At 33.0% G+C, this 25,332-nt stretch carries 29 protein-coding genes; 12 read left to right on the plus strand and 17 right to left on the minus strand.

The genetic code is table 11. The features are described from left to right. Positions 1-146 precede the first annotated feature (146 nt). Complete coding sequence (locus DFQ09_RS11085) at positions 147-308, plus strand: DUF1328 family protein (RefSeq protein WP_115810288.1); 162 nt, start codon at positions 147-149, stop codon at positions 306-308. Positions 309-478: 170 nt separating this feature from the next. Here DFQ09_RS11085 and DFQ09_RS11090 read toward each other — a convergent pair whose 3' ends face one another. Then, positions 479-958, minus strand: a complete 480-nt coding sequence (locus DFQ09_RS11090) for a hypothetical protein (protein WP_115810290.1) — start codon at positions 956-958, stop codon at positions 479-481. 161 nt (positions 959-1,119) lie between these two features. Between DFQ09_RS11090 and trxB the strand changes: the two genes are divergently transcribed. The 4 genes from trxB to DFQ09_RS11110 all read left to right on the plus strand — a co-directional run bounded on the left by trxB (position 1,120) and on the right by DFQ09_RS11110 (position 4,819). Next, positions 1,120-2,103 (plus strand): thioredoxin-disulfide reductase, encoded by a 984-nt coding sequence (gene trxB / locus DFQ09_RS11095; RefSeq protein WP_115810292.1) that lies wholly within the window; start codon positions 1,120-1,122, stop codon positions 2,101-2,103. A 143-nt stretch (positions 2,104-2,246) separates the two neighbouring features. Next, on the plus strand, positions 2,247-2,837 hold the full coding sequence (locus DFQ09_RS11100) for a YceI family protein (protein WP_115810294.1): 591 nt from the start codon (positions 2,247-2,249) through the stop codon (positions 2,835-2,837). Positions 2,838-2,876: 39 nt separating this feature from the next. Further along, entirely contained in the window at positions 2,877-4,154 is a 1,278-nt protein-coding gene (locus DFQ09_RS11105) for a hypothetical protein (RefSeq protein ID WP_181897172.1), read from the plus strand. Positions 4,155-4,219: 65 nt separating this feature from the next. Continuing rightward, the gene (locus DFQ09_RS11110; protein ID WP_115810298.1) at positions 4,220-4,819 is read left to right on the plus strand and encodes a YceI family protein; all 600 of its coding nucleotides are present in this window, start codon (positions 4,220-4,222) and stop codon (positions 4,817-4,819) included. A 6-nt stretch (positions 4,820-4,825) separates the two neighbouring features. On the opposite strand, the gene DFQ09_RS11115 is transcribed toward DFQ09_RS11110, so the two are convergent. The 5 genes from DFQ09_RS11115 to DFQ09_RS11135 all read right to left on the minus strand — a co-directional run bounded on the left by DFQ09_RS11115 (position 4,826) and on the right by DFQ09_RS11135 (position 9,530). Continuing rightward, on the minus strand, positions 4,826-5,662 hold the full coding sequence (locus DFQ09_RS11115) for a GIN domain-containing protein (RefSeq protein WP_245940352.1): 837 nt from the start codon (positions 5,660-5,662) through the stop codon (positions 4,826-4,828). A gap of 256 nt (positions 5,663-5,918) precedes the next feature. Further along, a complete protein-coding gene (locus DFQ09_RS11120; protein ID WP_115810300.1) occupies positions 5,919-6,647 on the minus strand; it encodes a head GIN domain-containing protein in 729 nt (242 codons plus the stop codon). Positions 6,648-6,750: 103 nt separating this feature from the next. Next, positions 6,751-8,586 carry a PspC domain-containing protein gene (locus tag DFQ09_RS11125; RefSeq protein WP_115810302.1) on the minus strand — a complete coding sequence of 612 codons (1,836 nt, stop codon included), beginning with the start codon at positions 8,584-8,586 and terminating at the stop codon, positions 6,751-6,753. Further along, entirely contained in the window at positions 8,583-8,924 is a 342-nt protein-coding gene (locus DFQ09_RS11130; protein ID WP_020896132.1) for a PadR family transcriptional regulator, read from the minus strand. The genes DFQ09_RS11125 and DFQ09_RS11130 overlap by 4 nt, the downstream gene beginning before the upstream one ends. A 159-nt stretch (positions 8,925-9,083) precedes the next feature. After that, on the minus strand, positions 9,084-9,530 hold the full coding sequence (locus tag DFQ09_RS11135; RefSeq protein WP_115810304.1) for a DUF4870 domain-containing protein: 447 nt from the start codon (positions 9,528-9,530) through the stop codon (positions 9,084-9,086). Between the two features lie 146 nt (positions 9,531-9,676). Between DFQ09_RS11135 and DFQ09_RS11140 the strand changes: the two genes are divergently transcribed. The 3 genes from DFQ09_RS11140 (at position 9,677) to DFQ09_RS11150 (ending at position 11,471) form a co-directional block, all read left to right on the plus strand. Then, positions 9,677-10,132: a DUF4442 domain-containing protein gene (locus DFQ09_RS11140; RefSeq protein ID WP_115810306.1), complete on the plus strand. Its 456-nt coding sequence runs from the start codon at positions 9,677-9,679 to the stop codon at positions 10,130-10,132. A 114-nt stretch (positions 10,133-10,246) separates the two neighbouring features. Then, a complete protein-coding gene (locus DFQ09_RS11145; RefSeq protein ID WP_115810308.1) occupies positions 10,247-11,044 on the plus strand; it encodes a TIGR00266 family protein in 798 nt (265 codons plus the stop codon). 229 nt (positions 11,045-11,273) lie between these two features. Beyond that, positions 11,274-11,471 (plus strand): hypothetical protein, encoded by a 198-nt coding sequence (locus DFQ09_RS11150; RefSeq protein WP_020896136.1) that lies wholly within the window; start codon positions 11,274-11,276, stop codon positions 11,469-11,471. An 82-nt stretch (positions 11,472-11,553) separates the two neighbouring features. Here the strand turns inward: DFQ09_RS11150 and DFQ09_RS11155 are convergent, their stop codons facing one another. Continuing rightward, positions 11,554-12,492, minus strand: coding sequence for a LysR substrate-binding domain-containing protein (locus DFQ09_RS11155; RefSeq protein WP_115810310.1), 939 nt, complete (start codon positions 12,490-12,492; stop codon positions 11,554-11,556). 102 nt (positions 12,493-12,594) lie between these two features. On the opposite strand from DFQ09_RS11155, the gene DFQ09_RS11160 reads away from it, so the two are divergent. After that, positions 12,595-13,074 carry a Dps family protein gene (locus DFQ09_RS11160; RefSeq protein ID WP_115810312.1) on the plus strand — a complete coding sequence of 160 codons (480 nt, stop codon included), beginning with the start codon at positions 12,595-12,597 and terminating at the stop codon, positions 13,072-13,074. 162 nt (positions 13,075-13,236) lie between these two features. Here the strand turns inward: DFQ09_RS11160 and DFQ09_RS11165 are convergent, their stop codons facing one another. The 8 genes from DFQ09_RS11165 to DFQ09_RS11200 all read right to left on the minus strand — a co-directional run bounded on the left by DFQ09_RS11165 (position 13,237) and on the right by DFQ09_RS11200 (position 20,730). Further along, a complete protein-coding gene (locus DFQ09_RS11165) occupies positions 13,237-13,653 on the minus strand; it encodes a DUF2141 domain-containing protein (RefSeq protein ID WP_115810314.1) in 417 nt (138 codons plus the stop codon). 425 nt (positions 13,654-14,078) lie between these two features. Beyond that, positions 14,079-15,410 carry a DUF58 domain-containing protein gene (locus DFQ09_RS11170; protein WP_115810316.1) on the minus strand — a complete coding sequence of 444 codons (1,332 nt, stop codon included), beginning with the start codon at positions 15,408-15,410 and terminating at the stop codon, positions 14,079-14,081. 54 nt (positions 15,411-15,464) lie between these two features. Beyond that, positions 15,465-15,818, minus strand: coding sequence for a four helix bundle protein (locus DFQ09_RS11175; RefSeq protein WP_115810318.1), 354 nt, complete (start codon positions 15,816-15,818; stop codon positions 15,465-15,467). A 79-nt stretch (positions 15,819-15,897) separates the two neighbouring features. Next, positions 15,898-16,896, minus strand: a complete 999-nt coding sequence (locus DFQ09_RS11180; protein WP_115810320.1) for an AAA family ATPase — start codon at positions 16,894-16,896, stop codon at positions 15,898-15,900. Beyond that, a complete protein-coding gene (locus tag DFQ09_RS11185; protein ID WP_115810322.1) occupies positions 16,875-18,101 on the minus strand; it encodes a DUF4350 domain-containing protein in 1,227 nt (408 codons plus the stop codon). Before DFQ09_RS11185 ends, DFQ09_RS11180 begins: the two co-directional genes overlap by 22 nt. Further along, positions 18,098-18,832, minus strand: a complete 735-nt coding sequence (locus tag DFQ09_RS11190) for a DUF4129 domain-containing protein (RefSeq protein ID WP_115810324.1) — start codon at positions 18,830-18,832, stop codon at positions 18,098-18,100. The genes DFQ09_RS11185 and DFQ09_RS11190 overlap by 4 nt, the downstream gene beginning before the upstream one ends. After that, the gene (locus DFQ09_RS11195; protein WP_115810326.1) at positions 18,833-19,720 is read right to left on the minus strand and encodes a hypothetical protein; all 888 of its coding nucleotides are present in this window, start codon (positions 19,718-19,720) and stop codon (positions 18,833-18,835) included. Positions 19,721-19,722: 2 nt separating this feature from the next. Next, positions 19,723-20,730 (minus strand): stage II sporulation protein M, encoded by a 1,008-nt coding sequence (locus DFQ09_RS11200; protein WP_115810328.1) that lies wholly within the window; start codon positions 20,728-20,730, stop codon positions 19,723-19,725. Between the two features lie 35 nt (positions 20,731-20,765). Between DFQ09_RS11200 and DFQ09_RS11205 the strand changes: the two genes are divergently transcribed. Together DFQ09_RS11205 and DFQ09_RS11215 are read left to right on the plus strand one after the other, a co-directional pair. Then, the gene (locus tag DFQ09_RS11205; protein ID WP_115810330.1) at positions 20,766-21,482 is read left to right on the plus strand and encodes an RDD family protein; all 717 of its coding nucleotides are present in this window, start codon (positions 20,766-20,768) and stop codon (positions 21,480-21,482) included. A gap of 216 nt (positions 21,483-21,698) precedes the next feature. Then, a complete protein-coding gene (locus tag DFQ09_RS11215) occupies positions 21,699-22,319 on the plus strand; it encodes a trimeric intracellular cation channel family protein (RefSeq protein WP_115810334.1) in 621 nt (206 codons plus the stop codon). Positions 22,320-22,364: 45 nt separating this feature from the next. Here DFQ09_RS11215 and DFQ09_RS11220 read toward each other — a convergent pair whose 3' ends face one another. Further along, complete coding sequence (locus tag DFQ09_RS11220; RefSeq protein WP_115810336.1) at positions 22,365-22,967, minus strand: hypothetical protein; 603 nt, start codon at positions 22,965-22,967, stop codon at positions 22,365-22,367. A 780-nt stretch (positions 22,968-23,747) separates the two neighbouring features. Beyond that, complete coding sequence (locus DFQ09_RS11230) at positions 23,748-24,413, minus strand: hypothetical protein (protein ID WP_115810340.1); 666 nt, start codon at positions 24,411-24,413, stop codon at positions 23,748-23,750. A 286-nt stretch (positions 24,414-24,699) separates the two neighbouring features. Between DFQ09_RS11230 and DFQ09_RS11235 the strand changes: the two genes are divergently transcribed. Then, complete coding sequence (locus DFQ09_RS11235; protein WP_115810342.1) at positions 24,700-25,170, plus strand: T9SS type A sorting domain-containing protein; 471 nt, start codon at positions 24,700-24,702, stop codon at positions 25,168-25,170. The last annotated feature ends 162 nt before the right edge of the window (positions 25,171-25,332 follow it).

Here is a 25,332-nt window from a genome sequence, read left to right on the forward strand (position 1 = left end):
TAGAGAACTCGCTTTTTCTTTATGTGATATTTTACGTATCAAAACGGTTAATATCAGTCGTATATGAGCAAATCACTCTTGTAAATATATACCATCTTTGTAGGGAAGGTTAGAAGTTCTAACCTAATAACTAAAAACCAAAAAATATGTTACGTTGGACAATCACATTCGTTATAATAGCAATCATAGCAGCCATCCTTGGATTCGGTGGAATCGCAGGAGCAGCAGCAGGAATCGCTAAAATCGTCTTCTTTATATTTATAGTGCTTTTTGTACTGTCTTTATTAAAGGGAGTCGTGAAAAAGTAAATAGATAAATATTACGATAATGGCCTTGAGAAGCTCAAAATTCTCAAGGCCATTTTTTTTGTTTAAATCATAATATAACTTTAATTACTTACTGTGTATACGTTTCATTTATAGAAACGTATTAGTCCAAAGCGAATTAAAGAGGATAAAAAGACCTTTCAAAAGCATCGTTATTCTATACGTTTATAGTTTTCAGAATAGATTTTGTTGCCATCTTCATCTATTTCAATTTGTTCAAAACGATTTTCTGATAATTCTAGTTTAAAATTAAATTCTTGTTTTTCCTCAATAACTTCATTCATAAAAGCAGAACCAAATTCTAAGGTCTCAGTTAAGTTACCATCGCCATAGCGGTAAGTTCCATACCCAAAAAACTCAATAGAATCCGTTTTTAAAAGTTTACACCACATCACTCTATTATCAGAATACATTTTAATTTGTCTAGAAATAGTGTTGTTAGAAAACGAATCTACAACGACATTATCTTTATAATTATAAAAGCCGACCAATTCCCAAGTTCCATTTAGGTTTTTTTTGGTGTTTTCCGAAATTTCTTCTGATTCACTATTTTCTACAGGCTTTTGATCTGGTTCCTTACAGGAAGATATAAACACCATAGCTAAACTTACAACTAGTAATTTGTACGACATAATTTATAAGATTTTACTTTTAAACACCTTTAAATTACGAAATTATAAGCAGAAAGCACTTATATTCATAAAATTTATGACGTTATAAGTACTGTTAATAACTTCATTGTAAGGATTTGAACAAAAAACCTACTTTTGTTTTATATAATAAAATACAAAATATGTCTGATACAATTGAAAAAGTAAAGTGTTTAATTATAGGGTCTGGACCTGCAGGATACACAGCTGCAATATATGCGTCTAGAGCAAATATGTTTCCTGTTTTATATCAAGGGGAACAGCCAGGTGGTCAATTAACCACAACCAATGATGTTGAGAATTTCCCGGGTTATCCTGAAGGTATCACTGGCCCAGGAATGATGATTGAGTTACAAAAACAAGCGGAACGTTTTGGAACAGATGTAAGACATGGATGGATTTCTAGAGTTGATTTTTCTGGTGATGTTCATAAAGCTTGGGTAAATGAAGAAAAAGAAATTCACGCAGATACGATTATAATTTCAACAGGAGCATCTGCCAAATATTTAAATTTACCTTCTGAACAAAAATATTTAAAACTAGGTGGTGGTGTTTCGGCCTGTGCCGTTTGTGATGGGTTCTTTTACAGAAATCAAGAAGTTGTAATAGTAGGAGCAGGAGATTCAGCTTGCGAAGAAGCACATTACTTATCTAAACTTTGTAAAAAAGTAACGATGTTAGTAAGACGCGATGAATTTAGAGCCTCTAAAATTATGGCACAACGTGTAAAGAATACTGAAAATATTGAAATACTTTTCAATACAGAAACTGATGAGGTTTTAGGTGATGGACAAGTGGTAACTGGTGTCCGTGTCATTAACAACAAAACAAATGAAAAGCAGGATATTGAAGCGACTGGTTTCTTCGTTGCTATAGGCCATAAACCGAATACGGATATATTTAAAGATTATTTAGATTTAGACGAAACAGGTTACATTGTTAATGCAAAACCAGGAACGAGCAAAACCAATATAGAAGGTGTGTTTGTTAGTGGAGATGCCGCAGATCATGTGTACAGACAAGCGATTACGGCAGCAGGTACAGGTTGTATGGCTGCATTAGATGCAGAACGCTATTTGGCAGCTAAAGATTCTGATTTTGAGGTTGCTACCTCTACTTATAACTAAACAGTTTATAACATATACTGAGAGCCGAAGTTAACACTTCGGCTTTTTTGTGCGATTTTTTTAAGGAAAATTAGGTATATGACTTTTGTCATAATTTAAAAGGCTTTTAATGTCAATCTTTGTCGAAACATTAAAACACAATTATGAAACATTCAATTAAACTCCCGGTATTCTTTCTAACAGTTTTTTTTAGTAGTCTATTTTCTTTTCAAACTGTTTTCTCTCAAAATTATACTTTAAATAATTCCTCTTCGGTTTTAGAAGTGCATGGAACTTCTTCGTTACATGATTGGACATTAGAAACAGAAAAGCAATCAGGTAAAGTAGTTGTGACAAACTCAGAGGAGCTAGAGATTAGTAGTCTTAATTTCTCTGTTGAAGCAGAAAGTCTTAAAAGTGGAAAATCAGCAATGGATAAAAACACGTTTAAAGCTCTAAACACAGATGATCATAAAACGATGGACTTTAACCTTACATCATTAAAAAAGGTAACAAAACAGTCTGATCAATCATTCAAAGTTTCTGCTTTAGGAAAAATGACTATTTCTGGTGTAACGAAGTCTATAACAATTGACATGACTGTGAAACTAGAAGGAAACAAGCTTTTTCTTAATGGTGAAAAATCATTCAAAATGACAGATTTTGGTATCGATCCACCTAAAGCTTTGCTAGGAACAATTAAAACAGGTGATGCTATTAAAATTGAATTCAAATCCGTATTCGAAAAAAAATAAATAAAACTTAAAATCAATTCAAACTTAAATTTATAAATTATGAAATCAGTATTAAAACTCGCAACATTTGTCATGGTTATGACCATGGGATATTCTATATCTGCACAAACAAAGAATCCAAGAGACTTTGATAATTACAGACAACCAGATCAAAGAGGCGTTAATGTTTTTGAAGCAAAAAAAGACACGGTGACTGCTTTTGAAGAACTACATGTTAGAATCGGTGGATCATTTGCATTGCAGTACCAAGCTTTAGATAATGAAAACTCAGGTGTAACACCGTTATCAGAAGTAGGTAGCAACTTTAATTTAGCTACAGCGAATTTAGATTTAGATGTAGCACTTTATGATGGTGTAAGCATGCACTTAAGAACCTATTTATCTTCTAGACACCACCACGAACCTTATGTAAAAGGTGGTTATTTTAAAATAGATAAATTAGATTTTATCTCTAAAGGATTTATGGAAGATCTTATGAAGCATACGACTATAAAAATTGGTCATATGGAGAATAATTATGGTGATGCACATTTTAGAAGAAGTGATAATGCACAAGCTATTCATAACCCATTTGTTGGAAACTTAATCATGGATTCGTTTACAACAGAGGTAGGGGCAGAGGTATACTATACTGCTGATAATGGATTTTTTGGTATGGTCGGATTCACTAATGGTAAATTAAACCAAAGCACTACAGTTTCTGACGGTTCAACCGGTGGAGCTTCATTTTTAGCAAAATTAGGTTTCGATAAGCAAATCAATGATGATTTCAGATTTAGATTATCAGGATCTTTATATAACACAGGCTATGCACCAAATGTATATTTATATTCTGCAGATAGAGCAGGTTCTAGATATTATAACATTATGCAAGATGCTTCTGCAACTAGCGATAACTTTAGATCTGGTCGTTTTGATCCTGGTTTTAGAAATCAAATTACTGCAATTATGATTAACCCATTTGTAAAGTATGGTGGTTTAGAATTTTTTGGAACTGTTGAGTTAGCTTCAGGGAAAGCTTTAAGTGAAGCAGACAGAAGAAACGCTGATCAGTATGCTGGAGAGGTTATTTACAGATTTGGACAAGCAGAAAACGTATACTTAGGGGCGCGTTACAATACGGTAAGTGCTGAATTAGCTAGTGGTGACGATGTTAGTGTAGATAGATTTCAATTAGGTGCAGGTTGGTTTTTAACTCAGAATGTATTAATGAAAGCAGAATATGTAGTACAAAAATATAAGGATTATCCAACAGGAAATCTTCTTGAAGACGGTCAGTTTGATGGACTTATGTTAGAAGCAGTTATAAGTTTCTAGAGGTTAGTTTTTTTTAAGGCCTTCATCATTTACGATGGAGGTCTTATTTTTTTATATTTTTAATTATGGTTAAGACAGTATCATTTATCATTTTAGTTTTCTTAGGATCTATGCAATCTGCTTTTTTTGAAGTAGAACCGTTAGAAACCAAAGACTCAACTGTGGTTTTTTCTTCTGAAAGCTTTCTAAAAATTAAGGGTAAAACTAATGTAAGTTCTTTTGAATGCCAGTTTGATATGGCTACGATTTCTGAAGCTATCAGTATTAGCTATAAAGATTATGACAAACGCATACAATTTAAAGACACCAAATTAACGCTACCTAATTTAGAGTTTAACTGCGGCGGTAAGGCCATTAATAGAGACTTTAATGAACTATTAAATACCGAAGAATATCCTGAAATAATTCTTAAGCTAAAAGAAATTTCTAAGACTAAAATAGATACGGGTTTAATTACAGCGACTATAGAAATTACAATTAGTAATATTGTAAGGACGTATACAATTCCTATTTCTATAGCAAATAATGAAGGTTTACACGTCAGTGGAGTGATGCCCTTAGATATAAATGACTTTAATTTAATAGCACCAACAAAAATGCTTGGTATGGTTAAGGTTTCCCCTGAGATAGAGATTCAATTTTCTCTTAAAATTAAAGAGTCTTAATACTTTTTAGCGTTGCTTCTTTTGCAACTTAGCGGTATCATCAAACTTAGTAATCGTTATTGCAGGACTACCGAAAAGATAAATTTCACTATCACCAGAAGCAGCAATAGTAATATTTTCAGTTGCAGAAATCGTTAAATCACTACTATCCTCTAATTTAACATCAACACTTTTTACATCAAATTTTGCTCCATCAAAGTTAGTTGAACTATCGAGTTGAAATATAGCATTGTTTGCTCTACCTTCTATCACAGCATCTGCGCGTTGGTATAAAATAAAACCTGCAATTTTACTGTTAACTAAAGCATCTAATTTGCAGTTATCGCTTAATTCAATTTTGGTTGTATCTGCAGTAAGATTTAAACGTGCTTTAGATTTTCCCGAGCTTTTGTAGTTAAAGGTTTTAGAATTAATGTTTAAATAAGCTCTAGAATTATCAGCAGTTGTTAAGGTAACATCAACAAGTTCCATAGAGGTTAACGATCTAATTTCGCCATCGCCTCTCGTTTCTATATTACTGAGTCCATCACTGTAATTAACAGTGATACTTAGTTTTTTCTTAGATGAAATACGAACGCTCTCAGTAAAGGTTAGTACACCATCCACAACATTAAACTGAATAACATCATGTAAGTTGTCGTCCGCTTCAATATTCACTGATGGTTTGCTGTTGTAAACGATTTCAATTGAAAAATCTCCATCGACTATAATAGAATGAAAATTATCAATAAACGTTTGCTTTATGGTAACATTTCTATCGCCTTTAATTTTTTCATCAGACTGTGCTTGTAGTACTGGTAAAGCCACAATCATTAAAAGCAGAGTAAGTATTCTTTTTTTCATGTTCTATTGTTTACTGTCTTTTAAGAGACACAAAACACCTAAAATAAGTCACTATTTATGTTTATAGACTACTAGGAGGAGTTCCGATTGTCAATATTAAGGATTTCTGTTTAATATTGGTCAATTAAAAGTTAATAAACTAAGATAAGCAAAAACCATCCCAAACTCTATTTAGAATTTAAGGTGGTTTTTAGTTACTTGTATGTTAGGTGTTTATCTTGATAATTAAATAAACAATTAGTGTTGTATTATATGCTTATTGTTGTTTTACGCTACCAGCTGAATTATCAGATTTGTTCACTTTTTCAGGATTTCCGGAATATCTTATATCTCCACCACTAGTTGCATTTGCGGTTAGTTCTTTAGAGGTGTTTACAGAAATATCCGCACCGCTTGTTGCTTTTACATTAGACGTTTGTGCTTTTAAATTAGAAGCATCAATATCGCTACCACTTGTGGCTTCGGCAATTAAGGATTTCGTAGTTCCACTTACATTAATATCGCTACCACTTGTAGATTTACAATTTAGGGTTTCGGTTATGACATCTAAGGTTATATCCGCTCCACTGGTACAATTGAGTTCTAAATTTGGAACAGATATAGTATTCGTAGAATAGACATCGCTTCCACTTGTTGCTTTAATTGCTGAGATGGTTTCAATATTTAAGAGTACTTTTTTTGAGCTTGCTCTTCTTATGTTTTCGGTAGTGTATATGCGTAAGATGCTATTTTCTACGTCTGTCATAATTAAATCCTGAAGGTTTTCGTCGGCTTCAACACTAAGTCCTATAGCATCAGACTGGGTGATGTATAAGTCAATACCTTGGCTGACTTTAATTTCGTTAAAGTCTGATGAAATATCGCGATCCATAGTAACAACGTTGCCATTGCCGTCAACACCTTCTCCCAAATTCATAGAGAAGTTGCAAGAGAGCATTAATAAACTAATAATACTAATAATGATAATTCTGGTTAGTGTAGTCATGATTTCTGTTGGTTTTTTGATTGATGAATTATTTGTTATATAAATTTAAGTGGATTAGACTCGGTTACATATTTTAAAGTGATGAATTGTTGAATATTAAGTCTCAATTGTCATTAACTTCAATACTGACTCCGTCTTCATCATTAATTTTAATGTTGACTTCAGATTTCTTATTTGAATTTAACGGTTTATTACCTGTGTTTTTATCCGTGCTCGTTTCTTGCTCAATGATGTCTTCAACCGCTTCCTCAAAGACATCTTCGATATCTTGCTCTTTGATTTCTTCAATACAGTCTAAACATTCAATGGCATTCATATCAACTTTATAATAATGATTATCCATTTCGCGTGTTAATAAATTATTTGGTGCGTTGTAATATTTTGAAAAACGCGACACATAATTATCAGTCTGAAATACGGTGCCTTCTGGTAAATAGATATAAATCTCTACTTGTTGCTCGCTAAATTTATTAGATCCTTCAGTGGTAAAATAAGAATCCATTTTTAGTTCGTTTTTATTTAATTCATAATTATAATTTATATTCTGTGCGCGTTCTCTAGCTAAATCGTAATTGCTACCACTAGCTAGCGAGTGAATTTTAATACTAGCTAAAGAATCTGAAGTCTGTTTTATAATCAATCTAACATCAGTACTCGATATTATTTTCTCACCGTTATTTATTGGACTAATCTTGTAATTTTTATAATTTCTAATGAAATTTTGATTATAAATATCATGACTCAACATTCTTAATTTTAAGGTGTCTTTTGAAGTGACGTTTATTTGCTTTTCTACTTTAACAATAGTTGCATCATACGCATGCTCTGTAGCTTGTTTTACACCAGTGATGACTAAGCCAATTATGGCCATTATCCAAAGCCCTAAAAGTGTAAATTTTGCAATGTTACCAATAGATTTAAGGTTGTTTACAAGAATCTTTAATCCTAAGTAAAAGATAAAGAAAAAAGGAATTCCGACCACAAAGAACAATAACATTGACATTAACCAAATTGGAATATTTGCGGCATTTGAAGCATCAATAAAATCCATACCAGGAAAATGAACGGCATTGGTAACGCCAACGGTGAAAAAGGCAATTATTAATCCGATTAAGGCACTGATGCCAACGATAATTAAAATAATACCGATGAATTTTGCAATCACTTTTAAGAAAAACATAATGATAGAACCAATAGTTTCAAAAAAGGATTGAGAACTCGATTTTAGCTTACTACCTTGCTTCTGAAAATCGACATTTTTTACAGTTTCAGATATATTATCTGAAACATGGTCAAATCCTTCTTTTAGTTTATCTCCATGTTTTTTTAAATCTACATTTTTGAAGTTTTCGGATACAGTATCAATACCGTCTTTAATTTTTTTTTCGATGTTACTGATGTTCACAGCATCACCAGTCATGGTGAGTTTTTCTGCCGTAGTTTTGGCTTCAGGTATTAAAGCCCAAAGTAAAATATAAAGTAAAAATCCTGTACCAGCACCAAACATTAAAATAACCCAAAGCAGACGAACCCATAAAGCATCAATTCCAAAATAATGCCCTAAACCAGCAGAAACACCACCAACATACGAGTTGTCTGTATCTCTAAACAATCGTCTGGTTGAACCCGATTTTTGCTTGTAGTGCTGTTTTGGTTCATCTTCAAAAATTTCGTCATCAACTAAATAGTCTTCTGGTTGTCCCATAATGGTAATAACCTCGTCAACTAATTTTACACCAACAACTTGCTTTTCATTTTGAATACGTTCAGCAAATAATTCTGCAATTCTAGCTTCAATATCGGCGATGATTTCGGATCGGCCTTGAGAATCTGTAAATGAACGTTTTATAGCCTCAAGATAGCGTGATAATTTGAGGTATGCATCTTCGTCTATATGGAAGAATGTACCTGCTAAATTTATATTGACTGTTTTATTCATTTCTTTGGTGTTTTTGTGTTGGTTACTAGGTTAACTGCATTTTGTAAATCGCTCCATGTGGAGTTTAATTCGTTAAGAAACAGTTTTCCTGTTTCAGTTAGTCCGTAATATTTTCTTGGTGGACCAGAAGTCGATTCTTCCCAACGGTAATTGAGTAATCCTGCATTTTTTAATCTTGTTAATAGTGGATATATAGTTCCTTCTACAACAAGCATCTTTGCGTCTTTTAATGTGCCGAGAATTTCTGCAACATAAGCATCTTCATCTTTTAGGATGGATAAAATGCAATATTCCAAAACACCTTTACGCATTTGTGCTTTTGTGTTTTCTATTTTCATGTGTGTTTTCTATTTTTTAATAAGGACACATGCAGTTCGCGCGTGCGATATTTATTAATTGATGATGTTTTGTAATGCGCTCGTGTCATAGTCGATGTGTCATTAATTTAATTAAACTGTTCATTTTTTGATTGATTTGATTATTGATGAATGCTTTATTTACTTTAAAAAGTTGATTGTTAATGGGTATTTAAACGCGTTTCCGTCTCTTGCAGATAAACTAGCTTTAACAATAAGGGCTAATTCGATTATAAAAGCAACAATTGCTAAGGCACCTAAACCGCCACCTATATAAAGTAGAGGAGAAGGCTCTCCTATATTAATATGAAAATTATTAAAGCCATTGAAGTCTAATATATCCATACCTCTAAATATTTTGAATATAAAAAACGGAACACTAAGCGTACCTATAATAATAGCATAGAGTAGAACACTTATCTGAAAATTAATAGCCTGCTTTCCGTGCTGATCTATAAATTCGGATTTGTTTTTATTGGCTGCCCATAATACTATAGGACCAATGAAATTTCCAAATGGAATTACAAATCGTGAAAACGTTGACAAATGTATAAATGTCGCTAAATTTTTATGGTGATTATCTATCATGTTATAAAGTATATAATAGTTGCTTATACAAATATATGTCTTTAAAAAGGTATTGTGTTACGCATAGTACTGAAAATTAACATTTTTTTAACATTAGTTAGGTCTGATATTTTCGCTTATTTTAGTGGTAAAATAGAACAGTAGTTATGAATATCACCCCCTCTAAACTGAATAAATTCTTAATGTTTAAGTTACCTGCCGCCTTTTTTACAGGTGTTAGAACTAAGGAGTTAAAGGAGAACTCCTGTGTGGTTTCTGTAAAACACCGTTGGGTCAATCAAAATCCATTTAATTCTATGTTTTGGGCTGTACAAGGTATGGCTGCCGAATTAACAACCGGAGCATTAGTGATGAAAAAGATTAAAGGAAGCGGTAAAAAAATATCCATGTTAGTGGCTTCTAATAATGCCTCATTTACAAAAAAGGCTACAGGTAGAATTACGTTTACTTGTAATGAAGGGCATAAAATAGACGACGCTATAAATAAGACTATTGAAACAGGAGAAGGCCAAACGGTTTGGTTAAAGTCTAATGGAGTTAATGCAGATGGAGTAGAGGTCTCAAGTTTTAATTTTGAATGGACGTTAAAAGTGAAATCGTAATCTTAGAGTTAGCGCCGCATGATTATCACAGTAATAGCTTCATGAATTGAACTGTAACATTATTAGATTTTGAACAACCTATAGAAGAATCAATCTTAAAAAATCAAAAAAATTATGACAGCACACGAAATTGACTACCGCATTTACGGTGAAGAAATGCAATACGTAGAAATAGAATTAGATCCTCAAGAAGGGGTTATTGCAGAATCGGGAAGTTTTATGATGATGGACGATGGTATTAAAATGGATACTATTTTTGGAGACGGTTCTCAAAACGATTCCACCTTTTTAGGGAAAATATTAGGAGCAGGAAAACGTATTCTTACAGGAGAAAGTTTATTTATGACAGCCTTTTACAACGATCTTACAGGTAAACGTAATGTATCTTTTGCCTCTCCGTATCCTGGAAAAATTATTCCAATAGACTTAACAGAGTATGGCGGAAAATTTATATGCCAAAAAGATGCCTTTCTTTGTGCCGCAAAAGGAGTGAGCGTGGGCATTGAGTTTTCTAAAAAATTAGGACGAGGACTTTTTGGTGGTGAAGGCTTTATAATGCAGAAGTTAGAAGGTGATGGAATGGCATTTGTACATGCAGGTGGAACCACTGCAGTGAAGACCTTGGCAGCAGGAGAAACTCTACGTGTAGATACAGGATGTATTATCGGTTTTACACAAGGTATAGATTACGATATAGAATTTATAGGAGGTATTAAGAACTCAATTTTTGGAGGAGAAGGTTTGTTTTTTGCTAAACTTCAAGGGCCAGGAAAAGTGTATATTCAATCCTTACCATTTAGTAGGTTAGCAGGCAGAGTTTTAGCTTCTGTTCCAAGAGGAGGAAAATCTAAAGGAGAAGGCAGTATTCTCGGTGGCTTAGGTGATTTATTAGATGGTGATAATCGGTTTTAAGAATTTGATTTATGTAATGGTTTGGTATTTAGTTTGTTGAGGTGTGATAATTGCCCTTTAAAAAGTACAGGCTTCATCGCATAATTTCAGACTTTTAACATAACAAGCTGTTAAACTTTTCTGGAAAGTGAATTTCATTAGTATATTTTGCTATCTTTAAGTCAGAATTGAAACAATAGCGTATAGATAAAAAATTACTTTTTGTTAACCTAAAAACTTAAAAATAACTATGGCGCGAGCAATGTACGAGTACACTAAAACTGTACTTAGCAAAGTGAGTTTTGATGCGACATTATTCTGTAAGGAAGTGCAAAAAGCAGTAAGACGTTTACTGCCTCACGAACTTGAAGAATTAAGAATCTTTATTCAGTCCTTAATCAATCAAAACCCAGATTTAAATCAATGCTTAATTTATTTAAAGGCATAATATAAAACAAGCGTCCTGATATTTATCAGGACGCTTGTTTTGTAATTCATCTCATTGTGAAATCACAATAGACGTGTTGAGTCTATTTGGCTTTCGGACTAATAATTTCTACATTCTGAAAGGCTATAGCACCACGAATAATTCCTGAAATAACATTGTGCATCGCATCTATAATTTGCATTTTTAATTCACTTTTGTGATAAATAATACTGACTTCTCTCGCTGGAGACGGTTCTTTAAAGTGTCTTAAATTAGGCCCCAGTTTTTCTTTGACATCTAAGGTGTGTAAATACGGAAGTAGTGTCATTCCCATACCTTCGTTAGATAATTTTATTAAGGTTTCTATGCTGCCACTTTCAAGTTGGAAATTTTCATCCATTTGATCTTTAAATGTTTTACAGAGATTGATGACTCCATCTCTAAAACAGTGTCCGTCTTCTAATAGCAACATATCATCGATGCTTAAATCTGAAACTTCAATAACTTTTTTGTCTTTTAAACGATGATTTTCAGGGATATAAGCTACGAAAGGTTCGTAATATAAAACGCGTTCTTTTATATTGTCGCTTTCTAATGGTGTTGCTGCGATTGCTGCATCTAAATGACCATCACTAAGGCGCGTTAAAATTTCTTCAGTGGTTAACTCTTCAATTTTTAATTTAACCTTTGGATATTTTTTAATAAAACTCTTCAAAAACATAGGTAAAAGCGTTGGCATTATGGTTGGGATAATGCCCAATCGAAACTCGCCTCCTATAAATCCTTTTTGCTGATCTACGATATCTTGAATTCTATCGGCTTCATTAACAATATTCCGAGCTTGATATACAATTTTACGTCCAACGTCAGTTAATTCTATCGGTTTTTTACTTCTATCAAAAATAATGATATCTAATTCGTCTTCTAATTTCTGAATTTGTGTGCTTAAAGTAGGTTGCGTTACAAAACATTTTTCTGCTGCTTTCGTAAAATTCTTATGCTCTGCAATGGCTAGAGCGTATTTTAGTTGTGTAATCGTCATAACTATTAATTTAGGCTATAAAAGTATAAAAACTATTCATAAAAGCTATGCGTAGGAGTCCTAATTGTGTTGTAAATTTGAATAAATTAAAAATCAACGATTATGAAACTAAATAGCATAGGTTTAGATACCGTAAAAACAAAAGGATTAGCTGATGATTTAAATCAATTATTAGCAAATTTTCAATTGTATTATCAGAACTTAAGAGGTATTCACTGGAATATTAAAGGGCGTGGTTTTTTTGATCTTCATGTGAAATTTGAAGAATTATACACGGATGCCAATTTAAAGGTAGATGAAATAGCTGAACGTATTTTAACGTTAGGTGCCACACCGCTTCATACGTTTGAAGATTACACAAAAGCAGCAAAAGTACCTGTAGGTAAAAATATTTCTAAGGATGAAAAAGCAGTTCAATTAATTGTAGATTCACTTTCAGAATTATTAAAAATGGAACGTTCTATTTTAGAAGCTGCAGGTGATGCTAATGACGAAGGAACTAATTCTATGATGAGTGATTTTATTACCGAACAAGAAAAAACAGTTTGGATGATGAAAGCTTGGTTGGGTGAAACGGTTTAAGATTGAATTATTTTAAAATAGAAAAAGACTGCTAATTAGCAGTCTTTTTTTGTTTTGATTGATGTGTCACATTGAGCGCAGTCGAAATGCTATGAAAATTATATTCATAAGGTTTTCGACTGCGCTCAAACTGACAAATAGTTAAGGCTTAAATATGTGATTTTAGAAACGAATATTCATTTCCAAATCTTTATCTGCAACTTTAAATTTAGCGTCACCGTAATTAGGTGGTCCAAATGACATAACGTTATTAGAAACACCATAAGATTCTAAAGGCATTCCGTTGTCTTGAAAATCCATGCGTTTATTGTCATTTTCATCATGTAGCGTCATTATTGCATATTCTCCAGGTAGTACGTTTTTAAATGTAATGGTTACTTTTCCGTCTTTTATTTCAGTTTCTGTATCCATAACTCCTTTACCTTTCATAAACGTCTCTGAATTGTGTAACGAGGTTAATACTTTTCCGTTATCACTTTTTACATTATCAATGGTGATAGTGATTGTTGCTCCTTCATTTTGAGAAAACCCGATGATTGAAGTTAAAGCTAATGCGAATGTTAAGATTAATTTTTTCATGAGTAAGCGTTTTAATGGTTAGTGAACTACTGTTCGTTTTTGTTGATGATTCAAATATCCCATAAACGCTTCAATTCTTATAATTGTAATTACCGAACTGTAATTTTTATAGGATGGACTGTTGTTTGGTTGTGAGTTGTGAGTTGAGAGTTGAGAGTTGAGAGTTGAGAGTTGAGAGTTGTTAGTTGTGAGTTTATAGTTGTGAGTTGTGAGTTGATAGTTGGGAGTTAATAGTTATGAGTTGAGAGTTCAGAGTTAAGAGTTGAAAGTTAAGAGTTGAAAGTTAAGAGTTATGAGTTAAAAAGTAGCGTGTGAATTTTTAATTTTTCACTAATCACTAATCACTAATCACTAATCACTAATCACTAATCACTAATCACTAATCACTAATCACTAATCACTAATCACTAATCACTAATCACCACCTACAAAAGTCCCCGCGCCTTAATCTCCAAATACTTATTAATGGTATTAATGGTCAAATTCTCAGGAGCCGTTAAAATAGATTGAATACCATGTTTTTGAAGTTCTTTAACCATTAGTCGCTTTTCGAAAGCAAATTTTTCGGCAATAGTTTTATGATATATAGATTGTAGATCTTCGGCATTCTCATTTAATATGGTGTCTAATTCTGTATTTTCAAATAAAACCACAACAAGCATGTGCTTTTTAGAAATGGCTTGTAAATATGGCATCTGTCGTTTTAAAGCACTGATGTGTTCAAAATTAGTGTATAATAAAAGTAAGCTACGGTGTGTGACTTTTCGTTTTAATTGCGCGTAAAGCAGACCGAAATCACTATCATTAAATTGCGTATCAATATTGTATAGGTTTTCTAAAATACGATTGAGATAGGTGATCTTCTGAATGGCAGGTAAGAAGGATTCTATCTTTTTTGAAAAGCTAATCATCCCAACTTTATCGTGCTTTTTTAAGGCCACATTACTAAATGCTAAAGTTGAATTGATAGCGTAATCCAACAGTTTTAAACCGTTAAAAGGCATTTTCATTATTCTGCCAGTATCGATAATAGAGTAGATGGGTTGCGATTTTTCATCTTGATATTGATTCACCATCAATTGGCCACGTTTTGCTGTCGCTTTCCAATTTACGGTTCTAAAATCGTCACCAGGAATATAGTCTTTAATTTGCTCAAATTCTGAAGTGTTCCCAATACGTCTTATCTTCTTTAAACCAAACTCAGTCAATGAATTACTGATCGCTAGAAAATCGTATTTTTGCATTTGAATAATGGAAGGGTAGACCATTACCATTTGCTGATTTTGAAACTTATACTTGCGTTTTATGATTTTTAGAACCGAAGACACAAATATATTAAGGTGACCAAAATAATACTCACCACGATCTACAGGTCTTACTAAATATTGAAAGTCGTAGTTTTGATTGGGGTTTAAAGATGTTTGATAAAGAAAATCACGTTTCTGAAATTGTACAGGTAACTCATCTATAACATCGATATACGTTTTAAAACCATACTTGTTGGTGATGGTAATTGGCACAGGATTATTATCGCTATTGGAAAACTTATCTGGTAGAATTCGCCGTGCATTAATAGCATTTTTTGGTTGGTAGAGTAGAAATAAATCTATAAGTAGCAGTACTGCTATAATAATAGTCACTATCCAAGCCACAGCATATAACACAGGCAACCAAAACGATAAAAGAAAGCACACCGAAGCCATAGCTATATAAATATAGAGCTGGCTGTGTATGTATAATGATTTTAAAAAATTCATAATCAGTTAAGGGCTAATAGTTATGAGTTAAAAGTGTAAAAACAGTTAATCTATTTAAGCTTTATTCTTCATGGTTTTAATTGTAGATACCAACATTCTTATTAATTCTTGATTCTTATTGCAAAGTGTTTCAAATGATTGAATTGATATATAGTTTGAGTCTTTTAGAATAGATAGCCAATAATCAGTTTCATTTGCTTCTTTTAAAGCAATACTCATTTTGTGAATGAAATCTTTACTAGATTGCGCAAATTCTGCTTCTCTTATGTTTGCTCCTATCGAGGTTCCGCTTCTCATTAATTGTTTCGATAATATAAATTCTCTTTTATCAGAAGCTAAAGTTTTATAGAGTTCCACTATGTTTAATGCAAAGTCGTAACTTTTATTGCGTAAAATAGACTCTCTCATAACTCTTAACTTTTAGTTTTTCACTATTCACTATTCACTATTCACTATTCACTATTCACTATTCACTATTCACTATTCACTAACGCGGCACTTCAACCGATTGCACAATCATTTCAATGACATTTTCGGTAGTCATACCTTCCATTTCGCGTTCTGGAGTTAGAATGATACGGTGATTTAATACCGGATTTAATGATTTTTTTACATCTTCAGGAATCACAAAATCACGACCATTTATAGCAGCAAATGCTTTGGCTGTATTAAGAATTGCAATAGATGCTCTTGGCGAACCACCAAGATATAAATGCGGATGATTTCGAGTTTTTGAAACCACCTCTGCGATATATTTTATAATCTTTTCTTCAACGAGAACAGACTGCGTTTTGCTTTTGTAATCTTCTAATGAAGCGACATCTAAAATAGGATTAATCCGTGTTTGTGGTTTCTCACCTTTACGCTCGTGATGAGAGGCAATAATTTTAATTTCATCTTCTAAAGACGGATAATCCACTTTAATTTTAAAGATAAAACGGTCTAATTGCGCTTCTGGTAAAGCATAGGTTCCTTCTTGCTCAATTGGGTTTTGGGTTGCAAGCACCATAAACGGATTATTAAATGGATACGTTGTGCCATCAATTGTTGCCTGGCGCTCTTCCATAGTTTCAAATAAAGCCGCTTGCGTTTTTGCAGGAGCTCTGTTGATTTCGTCAATTAAAACAATGTTCGAAAAAATAGGTCCTTTTTTAAATTCAAACTCCGAAGATTTCATATTCAAAATCGAAGTTCCCAAAACATCACTTGGCATCAAATCTGGAGTAAATTGAATTCGGCTAAACTCAGTTTTTAAAACTTTGGCGAATAGTTTTGCGGTCACTGTTTTTGCAATTCCCGGAACACCTTCAATTAAAACATGGCCATCGGCTAATAAGGCTACGATAAGTAATTCTACAAAATGATCTTGCCCAATGATGACTTTTCCTAACTCACTTTTAATGCTTTCTACGGCATTTTTTAAATCTTCTAATTGAATGCGATTATCAAAATTTAAGTCGTCGTTTACTGTTTCGTTTTCTTCCATTGATTATGGGATTTAAATTGTTCTATTAAGGTGTTTAGCCTTTCTAATTCCGTAGGACTGATGTCATTCTTCTGATTCAAACTTTCAATAAGTTGAAATAAAGCCTTCGTATCATCTACCGTGTTATTACTTCGCGCAGCTAAATTATTTATAAAACTGGTGTTTATTTCTGCAGTCGAAAGGTGTAATGTGTTTCTAATATACTCTAAAAAATGATGCACTTTATGTTGTGAAATGTCTTTGTGTTTTCCACTTTCATAATACATGTTGGCAATAGTTCTTGTAAAATCTACAGTCTGATTTTTCAACGATTTCACAATCGGAATCGCACGTTGTTTTCGCTTACCTTCAAAAATAATATAGATTAAAGCAGCAATCAGTATTAAATAATAAGCCCATTTTAAAGATTTTGTATTTAAAAACAAATACATTGGTGAGGTGTAAAATGTCTTTCCGGTTTTGTAATAGGTATCCACGTATACAGGTTTGGAAGTGTCTATATAAGATAAAAGTCCGGCGGTATAATCTTGATTTGGTGATTGTAATATAAAGTAGTTGGTAAATGCCTGCGGAAAGGTGCTAAGTATAATCTCACCCTCCCCAAAAGGTTGTTTTATAGTGTTAATTAAAGTGTCCTCCATGGGCCTATTTTCACCTCTATACGTATCAATAAGACCAATAACCGATGTTTTTAAGGTATCGATTTTATTAAAGTGGAAGAATGTTGTTGAGCGATCGTACTTATAAGTTTGAGAGTCGTCTATTGCGGGATTTACCAGTTTAACTTGGTATTCGTTATTAAAATTATCAAACGTATTAACAGATTGCGTATTAAGATTTAAAGTGTCTAGTAATTTTTCTTCAAAATTTACCGCAGCAACAATAAGTGTGTTTCCACTAGAAACCCAATCTAAAAGGCTATTTAATTCTTCTTTTCCAAATTCAATACCCCCATTATAAAACAAATATGTACCATTGATGTCATTATTTTTTAAATATTCAAAAGGTGGACGGTCTACAATAGAAACAGAGTCTGCAACGCGTTTTAATTGGTTGTTAAACACATACGTGCCAAAAGGAATTTTATGATGCGTTGCATAAGAAGGAAACCAATTTATAGCCTTCGGTTTGTTCATTTCTAGAACAACGATAGCCAAAATGGTAAATGCTACAAGGATGATATATAGTTTTCCTTTTTTGCTCAAGGTGATGTAATTGTAGTATTTAAATGTTCAAAAGGAAGTTTTAACGTTTCAAATTTTGCAACATCGATATTAAACTCACCGTACCATACGTAATCATAAATTCTGGTGATATTTTTGAAATCGGCTTTTAAAAGTTCCTTATTAATTTCATTGATATAATCTTCATTTGTTTTTTGTGGTTGCCAAGAAATATGATCGGTTTCGGTTAAATATTTTAAAGACAATAGGTAATAATAGCGAATGGCTAATCTGTAATTGTTCTGTTGAATGGCTTCATTTATTAACGCAGGAATATCTTCATTCTTTATAATTTGTTCTTCTTCGGTAAACAAAATAGAACCTTGTTTTCTGCTTTTTGCTATGAGGTTATTCGAATTCACTTTTAAGAAAAACCGAATTAATAAGAATAGTAAAAAGGCTAATAATAAATAGGGTAGAATTTTAAAAACAAAGTACAGAAAGCCAGAAGCCGTACCCACGCCAAATATGGCTTCCCAAAACTTGCTAAGTATATTTTGAAGCCAGCGATACGCTTTGTCTAAGAAATTTTCTTCAGGTTCAACTTCTGTATAGTTAAAATCCTTATCGGCTTTATAGGCTTCTAAATCGTCTTCGGTTATTTCTTGTTTTTCAAGTGTACTATCATCAAACCTTACGGATTGCTCACTTTGTTGCGCAACAGAAAGTTGCCCAAAACAAAAACAAAGAAGTAGCAATCTGTATACTAACATTTAGTCTTCTGTATTTCCAATTTCATTAATACGATCATAGGTGCCAGTAAAATTTACTTTTTCGTGTAAATGAAAGTAAATCACCGCTCCAGCAACCATTAAAATGATATTTAATAAAAACTGAAAGAACGTATTTAACACGTTAAGTATAATAACCACCGGATCGGCAGAAAAGGTATTGAGGTTGGCAGGATCAATTTCTCCAGAAAAAATACCTGTACTTACTAGTGCATAAATAACAGATGGAATTGAAACCACCATAAGAAGAATGTAATAAATGATGCCCAAAATGATAATAACACCGAAAGCCGTCCAGAAATCAGCATTAGCTAACGTAAAACTCTGACTAAAGGCATCGGATGTTGAGCGCTTAGGTTCAAAAACATAAATACTAAATACAAGTGCCATAGGAACCATGGCGTAGAGGACAGGTACAAAGCAAAGCATTATAGCGATGATCAATGTGACTCCTTTTAAAAAACTAAGTCCAAAAAACGACCAAAATGATTTAAGCACATTACTTTTTATTTCAGTAGCGTCCACAATACCCTTATGATCTATATAAGATTTAATATAAAATAGTACTGTAGAAGCTGTAAGAATATAAGCTGCAATTGCGGAAATAAAGTAAACAATGACAACGAGAATGGTCACAAAGACATTAGGGGAGTTTAAGCTAGGCTCATTAAATCTTGTAAAATTTAATAAATCACCAGCCACATAATTATAGGCAGCAAGTGATAGCATAAACACAACAATCGCAGGACCAGCAATATTGAAAATGGTTCTTATAAATGGTTTAAATTCATTTCTAATAAAGCCAAAGGTGTCAGTAAGTATGCTACTGAAATCTCTCTGCTTTCTAAATTCGATATAGGGTTTATTCATGTTTAATCGGTTGGTTTATCGTTAAGTTCTATGGTGTTTTTAGATACTATATTCTGTTTTAATTTTCTATGGAGTTGAATTGGGTAAATTACGTAGTAAAATAGGATTAATGCTAGAGAACTCGTAATAATTAAAATGGCGAGCCAATCTGGCATTTCAGTATGTCTGGTAACGAAACCTTCTAAAAAACCTGCAATTATAAAAAAGGGAATGGTGCTCATTAAGATTTTTAAACCATTTATAACACCACGTTTAAAAGCTTCTAGTCGTGGTAATGTGCCTGTAAACAACATGCCGTTTCCCATAACTAGACCAGCACAACCTGCTATAATGATTACGGATATTTCAATGGTTCCATGAATCCAAATGGTACGCGCAGATTCCCATAATAAACCTTGTTCGTAAAAGAAATATTGAAAACTGCCTAACATAATACCATTTTGCATCATTATAAATAAGGTGCCAACACCTAAGAGAATGCCATAGCCAAAGGCCATAAGGGCTACTTTAATATTATTAAGCGTTATGCCCAAAAACATATGGAATTCTCCTTGCTTTTTGTAAACCGCCATAGGATCGCCTTTTTCTATATTATCAATAGTCATGTTAACGTAACCATCTCCAAGAAACGATCTTACAAAGTCGTCTTCGCTAGCGGCAGAAAATGCGCCAACCATTGCAAAAAGGGTAAACGTTAAAAAGGCAATGAGAAGTTCGCGATGATGTTGATAGAACATCGAGGGGAATTCCGTTTTAAAAAAAGAAATCAGTCTGTTTTTAGGTTCTTTCTTCGTTTTATAAATAAGTTGATGCGCGTTAGATGCTAATTGATTGAGATAGCGTTCTGTATTGCTATTGGCATAAAATGTTTTGGCGTAGCTTAAATGGTCGGTAACTTCAATATAGAGGTCAGAAAGTAAATCGGGATCTATTTGCGTTTTATTTGTAAGAATGTTTTCAAATTCTAACCATTTATCTTTATTTTGCTTTACAAAAGCTGCTTCGCGCATTATATTCCCTTTTAGACTTTCAAAGAAAAGAAAATATGGATGAATTTCAAATAGAAACTGCCCAAAATGTGGGGATTAATCAAAATGTTGCTAGTATTGGCGATAGAATGCTTGGTTACCTCATTGATAGTGCTATTATTCTTTTGTATGGCATTGCTGCGATACTCCTTTTAACCACTTTAAATATGGACATGGGAGATACTTGGGCCATTTATTTGTTAGTGTCGTTACCTGCATTTTTATATTATGTGTTACTCGAAACATTTTTGGATGGTAAAACAGTTGGTAAAGTGCTTATGAAAACGAGAGTTGTAAAATTAGACGGGTCTAAACCTAGTTTTTCTAATTATTTTGTACGTTGGATTTTACGAATTGTAGATGTGGTTTTAACCTCAGGTGGTGTGGCTGCATTTACTATTTTAATAAAAGGAAACGGGCAGCGTTTGGGTGATATTGCGGCTGGTACAACGGTAATTAGCGAAAAACAGCTTTTAACGATTAATGATACGCTTATAAAAGATATTCCTGTAGATTATGTACCAACTTACAGTCAGGTTACGGTGTTAAATGATAAGGATATGCAGACGGTGAAAAATTTGTATGATGATGCGCTTAGAAATGGCCATCATAATATTATTCTGAATTTGCACCATCGCTTATTAAAAATTATGGCGATTGAAACTCAAGATAAACCGGTAGATTTTGTGGCAACGGTTATAAAGGATTATAATTATTATACTCAGAATATGTAAGCAGAGAACCACTTTTTCCTTTTCGGAAAAAGTGAGTGAATCGCTTATCCTAAACTGGTTTTGGGATCTCAGAGAGTCGCTTTTTCTTTTTTTATTAGGAAAAGTGTGTGAATCATTTAACTTAAGCTTAGGACTGTCTTTAAGGTTTTTAGCTATGAATTTTAAATTAGATTCCTACCTTCGCACGACTGATAAATATGTAAATATAAGTACCCTATGTTTTTTCAAGTCATAGATATATTAGGAACTATTGCTTTTGCCATATCTGGTGCATTAGTAGCCATGAATAAACGGATGGATCCATTTGGAGTCCTAATAATTGCTTTTGTGACAGCTGTTGGAGGTGGAACTTTACGAGATGTTATGATTGGCATTGAACCCGTATCATGGATGCGAAATATGACCTTCGTTTATGTGATTATTAGTTCTGCGTTTTTTGCTGTATTATTCAGGAAGCGGATTAACTACCTCAGAAAATCACTCTTTTTATTCGATACTATTGGGATTTCACTTTATACGGTTGTTGGTATAGAAACAGGGCTTATAGCGGGATTACATCCTTTAATTTGTATTGCTATGGGGACAATGACAGCCTGTTTTGGTGGAGTATTGAGAGATATTTTATGTAATGAAATTCCTGTAATTTTCAGAAAAGAAATCTATGCAACGGCCTGCATTTTGGGTGGAATCACTTATTTCTTGCTGTTACAATTTTTTGAAGATAGAAACATCTTATTTGTTATCGTTGGTTTGGTTGTTATGACCGTTAGGTTAATTGCCGTGCGCTATAAAATTAGTTTACCTACTTTGTATAAGAAGGATGAAGGTATACTCTAATTTTTATATTAGGCTTTTTATGAAATTATTTGTTTGATATTAACTCTATAACCTATCATTTTTAACCACCATTAGCTTTATTGCTTTCTCAGAATCTTCTAAAATCATAATTTTATAATGCTTCCATTCTATAATTAGATCCTTTTCTGCGGGTTTATTTAATGACGTAAATGACACCGTTTTCTGCTCATCGTCTTCTGATAATGACATATGATACGAATTAAAGGCATCGGTCTGATTGCCATTTATGTCCTCTGACCATTCTCCAATATGATCCTTAAATAGAATTTGAAGGTTACCAATAACAGCGGTTTGTCCTAAATCAATAAACATTGGCTTTCCAAATTCTAATTTTGTAACAACTAACGCTACGTCGTTTTTCTCAATTTTTAAATCAAAAGAATAGTTTTGATAAGCTTTTGGGTAGTTTGTTTTTTTACGGTCGCTAAACGCATCATAACACCAGAGAAAAGTAGCGTATTTTTTGTTGTTATTAAATACGTTTAATTCGAGTTGAATTTGAGGTGAGTTGGTGTTTAATAATTTTGATTGAATGAATAGATTAACAGGTTCTATAACTAATGCTTCAAATTGAACACTAAGATTTTTTCCTGCTACTAAAGGTATTGTAATAGAATCGTTTGTCATGTTATTTTCTGATTGTGCAAATCCTGTGTGTTGTATGCATACAAGTAGTAAAATCAATATATTAAAGTTGAAAATCGTCATAGCTAAGTGTGATTTATCGTTAAAAAAGTCTATCAAATTTGAATGCTAACCTATAATAAAGTAGGCCTATTGTCACCAATAAATGAAGTCCAAATCCAATACTATTTATGACTTTGACGGGCGTTTTATTATAAAAACCAAAAATAGCATAGAACGCAAATATTAAAATACATGCTTCCAAACCGATGACCGCTAATTCTGTAAATTCAAAGTTATGCTCTTTTACATTCGGACTAGTGATAGCCCAAAAAACAAATATATCGATTACCATTACCATATTTAAATACGGAATTATTAACGTTGATTTTCCCTTTTTGTATGCGACGATTATGGCGACTAAATGACAAATTAAGATTGTGATTACTATTGCGATAAAGTAGGTGTCATTCATATATAACTATAAGTGAGTTTGTGGTGTGCTTTAAAAACGAATTTATGAAATTCAAATTAGATGGACCCAAACGTAGCGAATTGGCTAAGCAAAATTGATGAATTTAGTATTTATGTGAAGTTTTAGTGCACGTAAATAAAAGAAGGCTTGCCGAGATCTTTACGAGCAAATAGTTGCCAAAGGAAAGCGTAAAAAAAAAACAGTCTTTTGCAAGCGCTAAATCGGGGTTACTATATGATAGAAACTCTAAAAGTACTTTGGTGAAACATTAATAAGTTTTTAACTGTTTGTTGCCAACAGTGTTTTATTTAATAATAAATTATTGTTTCAGAATTAGGAAAGGTGAATTTGTTATTTCCAGGATAAAAGTTGGTCATAGTTGGCAAGGTTTTAAGCTTTTTTACTATTTCTTTTTTCTCAATTTTCGAACTTTTATTTATGCAATCGCTTGTTTCTTGTTCAAAATTAATCTTACCGTTTGATAGATTATAATCAAAATTAAAGAAATTATCACAAGGAGAACCAAAATTTACTGTTACTCCGATTAATTGAAAAGCGTCGCTTTGATACCTAAATCTATGCGTATAATGCCATCTTTGACGAGCGCCTCCTGAATGATTAATTACAATACAATTTCTATCAATGGAAATTCCTTCAAAAGGATCTCCCATCATTCCTCCGTGTTCACTTGGCAATATGGCTCCAACTGATTTTTTCCATAATTCCCATTTGTTATGGTTCTTTTTGTAAATGTATATTTGCCTTTCCGTGCCCATATCCGTTTCTTTTTCGGTATCGTAAACTATAACTTTTTCAAAAACACCATCGTTATCTAAATCTCCTTCTTTTTTATCGAGAATTTTAAAGTGTTTTGGTGTTTGAATTCGTTCCGTTTTTTTGTTTTCTTGACTTTTACAGCACATAAATGAAAAAAGAAATAGAACTAAAACGCATGTAGATATGGATTTTTTCATAGTGTTGGTCGCGATCTCATATATGAAAAGTAGCGTGTGAAGCCCACTAACTTTTCGGATTTTGCACGAGCCAAATTTATAATTGGGCGTACCTTGTAAATATAGTAAAAACCTCTTAGAAAGCTTATAATAGCTATGTTTTATACGCTGTGTTGCTATTAGTTACTATTATTCAAATGCTTTTGTTATATTCGCCATCAACTAATCTAGTTAGACTTTCTTCTTAGACTTTTTTCTGCCCTTTTCATTGAGTTGATTTAAGACGAATCTAAAAAAAATCAATTAAATGAGAAACACTACACTCGTAGCCTGTCTATTACTTGCTACACCATTAATTTATTCACAAGAAAACGTTCCTGCCTCCGGAGGCGATGCCACTGGCAGTGGCGGTTCGTCCAGTTATTCAGTTGGCCAGTTGGCGTATACCACCAATACAGGAAATGGCACGGTTACACAGGGCGTACAACAAAGTATCGAACTGTTTACCTTGAGCAACCCAGAACTAGCCACCGTAAAGCTGTCGGCGGTGACCTATCCCAATCCAACATCAGATTATGTGGTATTGGCCATAAGCGACGCCAAATTTATAGGTTTGAGCTATGTTCTTTATGATTTACAAGGTAGAGCGGTATCACAAGGTCAAGCACCCCAATCTAACACGCAAATAGACATGCGAACCTTAGAATTAGGCACCTATTTGCTTAAGGTAAGCCACAACAAAAAAGAACTAAAGACCTTTAAAATCATCAAAAACTAATCGTAACCAATTATGAAGAAATTTTACACAATTTTAGCGGCGGTTTTATTAACGCTAAGCACGTTTGCCCAAACGCCAGAAAAAATGAGTTACCAAGCTGTTGTAAGAGACAGTGGTGATAACTTAGTCGCTAACCAACCCATAGGGATGCAAATAAGTATT

The organism is Winogradskyella pacifica, from assembly GCF_003386275.1.
GTDB classification, from domain to species: domain Bacteria; phylum Bacteroidota; class Bacteroidia; order Flavobacteriales; family Flavobacteriaceae; genus Winogradskyella; species Winogradskyella pacifica.

Bases quoted from the DNA above. Each gene is read 5' to 3' on its own strand.
- DFQ09_RS11090 (WP_115810290.1), bottom strand. From the start codon at position 958: ATGTCGTACAAATTACTAGTTGTAAGTTTAGCTATGGTGTTTATATCT.
- DFQ09_RS11170 (WP_115810316.1), bottom strand. From the start codon at position 15,410: ATGAATTTTTTAAAATCATTATACATACACAGCCAGCTCTATATTTAT.
- DFQ09_RS11105 (WP_181897172.1), top strand. From the start codon at position 2,877: ATGAAATCAGTATTAAAACTCGCAACATTTGTCATGGTTATGACCATG.
- DFQ09_RS11125 (WP_115810302.1), bottom strand. From the start codon at position 8,586: ATGAATAAAACAGTCAATATAAATTTAGCAGGTACATTCTTCCATATA.
- DFQ09_RS11175 (WP_115810318.1), bottom strand. From the start codon at position 15,818: ATGAGAGAGTCTATTTTACGCAATAAAAGTTACGACTTTGCATTAAAC.
- DFQ09_RS11220 (WP_115810336.1), bottom strand. From the start codon at position 22,967: ATGACAAACGATTCTATTACAATACCTTTAGTAGCAGGAAAAAATCTT.
- DFQ09_RS11120 (WP_115810300.1), bottom strand. From the start codon at position 6,647: ATGACTACACTAACCAGAATTATCATTATTAGTATTATTAGTTTATTA.
- DFQ09_RS11205 (WP_115810330.1), top strand. From the start codon at position 20,766: ATGGATGAATTTCAAATAGAAACTGCCCAAAATGTGGGGATTAATCAA.
- DFQ09_RS11200 (WP_115810328.1), bottom strand. From the start codon at position 20,730: ATGCGCGAAGCAGCTTTTGTAAAGCAAAATAAAGATAAATGGTTAGAA.
- DFQ09_RS11140 (WP_115810306.1), top strand. From the start codon at position 9,677: ATGAATATCACCCCCTCTAAACTGAATAAATTCTTAATGTTTAAGTTA.
- DFQ09_RS11155 (WP_115810310.1), bottom strand. From the start codon at position 12,492: ATGACGATTACACAACTAAAATACGCTCTAGCCATTGCAGAGCATAAG.
- DFQ09_RS11145 (WP_115810308.1), top strand. From the start codon at position 10,247: ATGACAGCACACGAAATTGACTACCGCATTTACGGTGAAGAAATGCAA.
- DFQ09_RS11180 (WP_115810320.1), bottom strand. From the start codon at position 16,896: ATGGAAGAAAACGAAACAGTAAACGACGACTTAAATTTTGATAATCGC.
- trxB (WP_115810292.1), top strand. From the start codon at position 1,120: ATGTCTGATACAATTGAAAAAGTAAAGTGTTTAATTATAGGGTCTGGA.
- DFQ09_RS11160 (WP_115810312.1), top strand. From the start codon at position 12,595: ATGAAACTAAATAGCATAGGTTTAGATACCGTAAAAACAAAAGGATTA.
- DFQ09_RS11230 (WP_115810340.1), bottom strand. From the start codon at position 24,413: ATGAAAAAATCCATATCTACATGCGTTTTAGTTCTATTTCTTTTTTCA.
- DFQ09_RS11100 (WP_115810294.1), top strand. From the start codon at position 2,247: ATGAAACATTCAATTAAACTCCCGGTATTCTTTCTAACAGTTTTTTTT.
- DFQ09_RS11085 (WP_115810288.1), top strand. From the start codon at position 147: ATGTTACGTTGGACAATCACATTCGTTATAATAGCAATCATAGCAGCC.
- DFQ09_RS11135 (WP_115810304.1), bottom strand. From the start codon at position 9,530: ATGATAGATAATCACCATAAAAATTTAGCGACATTTATACATTTGTCA.
- DFQ09_RS11190 (WP_115810324.1), bottom strand. From the start codon at position 18,832: ATGTTAGTATACAGATTGCTACTTCTTTGTTTTTGTTTTGGGCAACTT.
- DFQ09_RS11130 (WP_020896132.1), bottom strand. From the start codon at position 8,924: ATGAAAATAGAAAACACAAAAGCACAAATGCGTAAAGGTGTTTTGGAA.
- DFQ09_RS11195 (WP_115810326.1), bottom strand. From the start codon at position 19,720: ATGAATAAACCCTATATCGAATTTAGAAAGCAGAGAGATTTCAGTAGC.
- DFQ09_RS11110 (WP_115810298.1), top strand. From the start codon at position 4,220: ATGGTTAAGACAGTATCATTTATCATTTTAGTTTTCTTAGGATCTATG.
- DFQ09_RS11165 (WP_115810314.1), bottom strand. From the start codon at position 13,653: ATGAAAAAATTAATCTTAACATTCGCATTAGCTTTAACTTCAATCATC.
- DFQ09_RS11150 (WP_020896136.1), top strand. From the start codon at position 11,274: ATGGCGCGAGCAATGTACGAGTACACTAAAACTGTACTTAGCAAAGTG.
- DFQ09_RS11115 (WP_245940352.1), bottom strand. From the start codon at position 5,662: ATGAAAAAAAGAATACTTACTCTGCTTTTAATGATTGTGGCTTTACCA.
- DFQ09_RS11235 (WP_115810342.1), top strand. From the start codon at position 24,700: ATGAGAAACACTACACTCGTAGCCTGTCTATTACTTGCTACACCATTA.
- DFQ09_RS11215 (WP_115810334.1), top strand. From the start codon at position 21,699: ATGTTTTTTCAAGTCATAGATATATTAGGAACTATTGCTTTTGCCATA.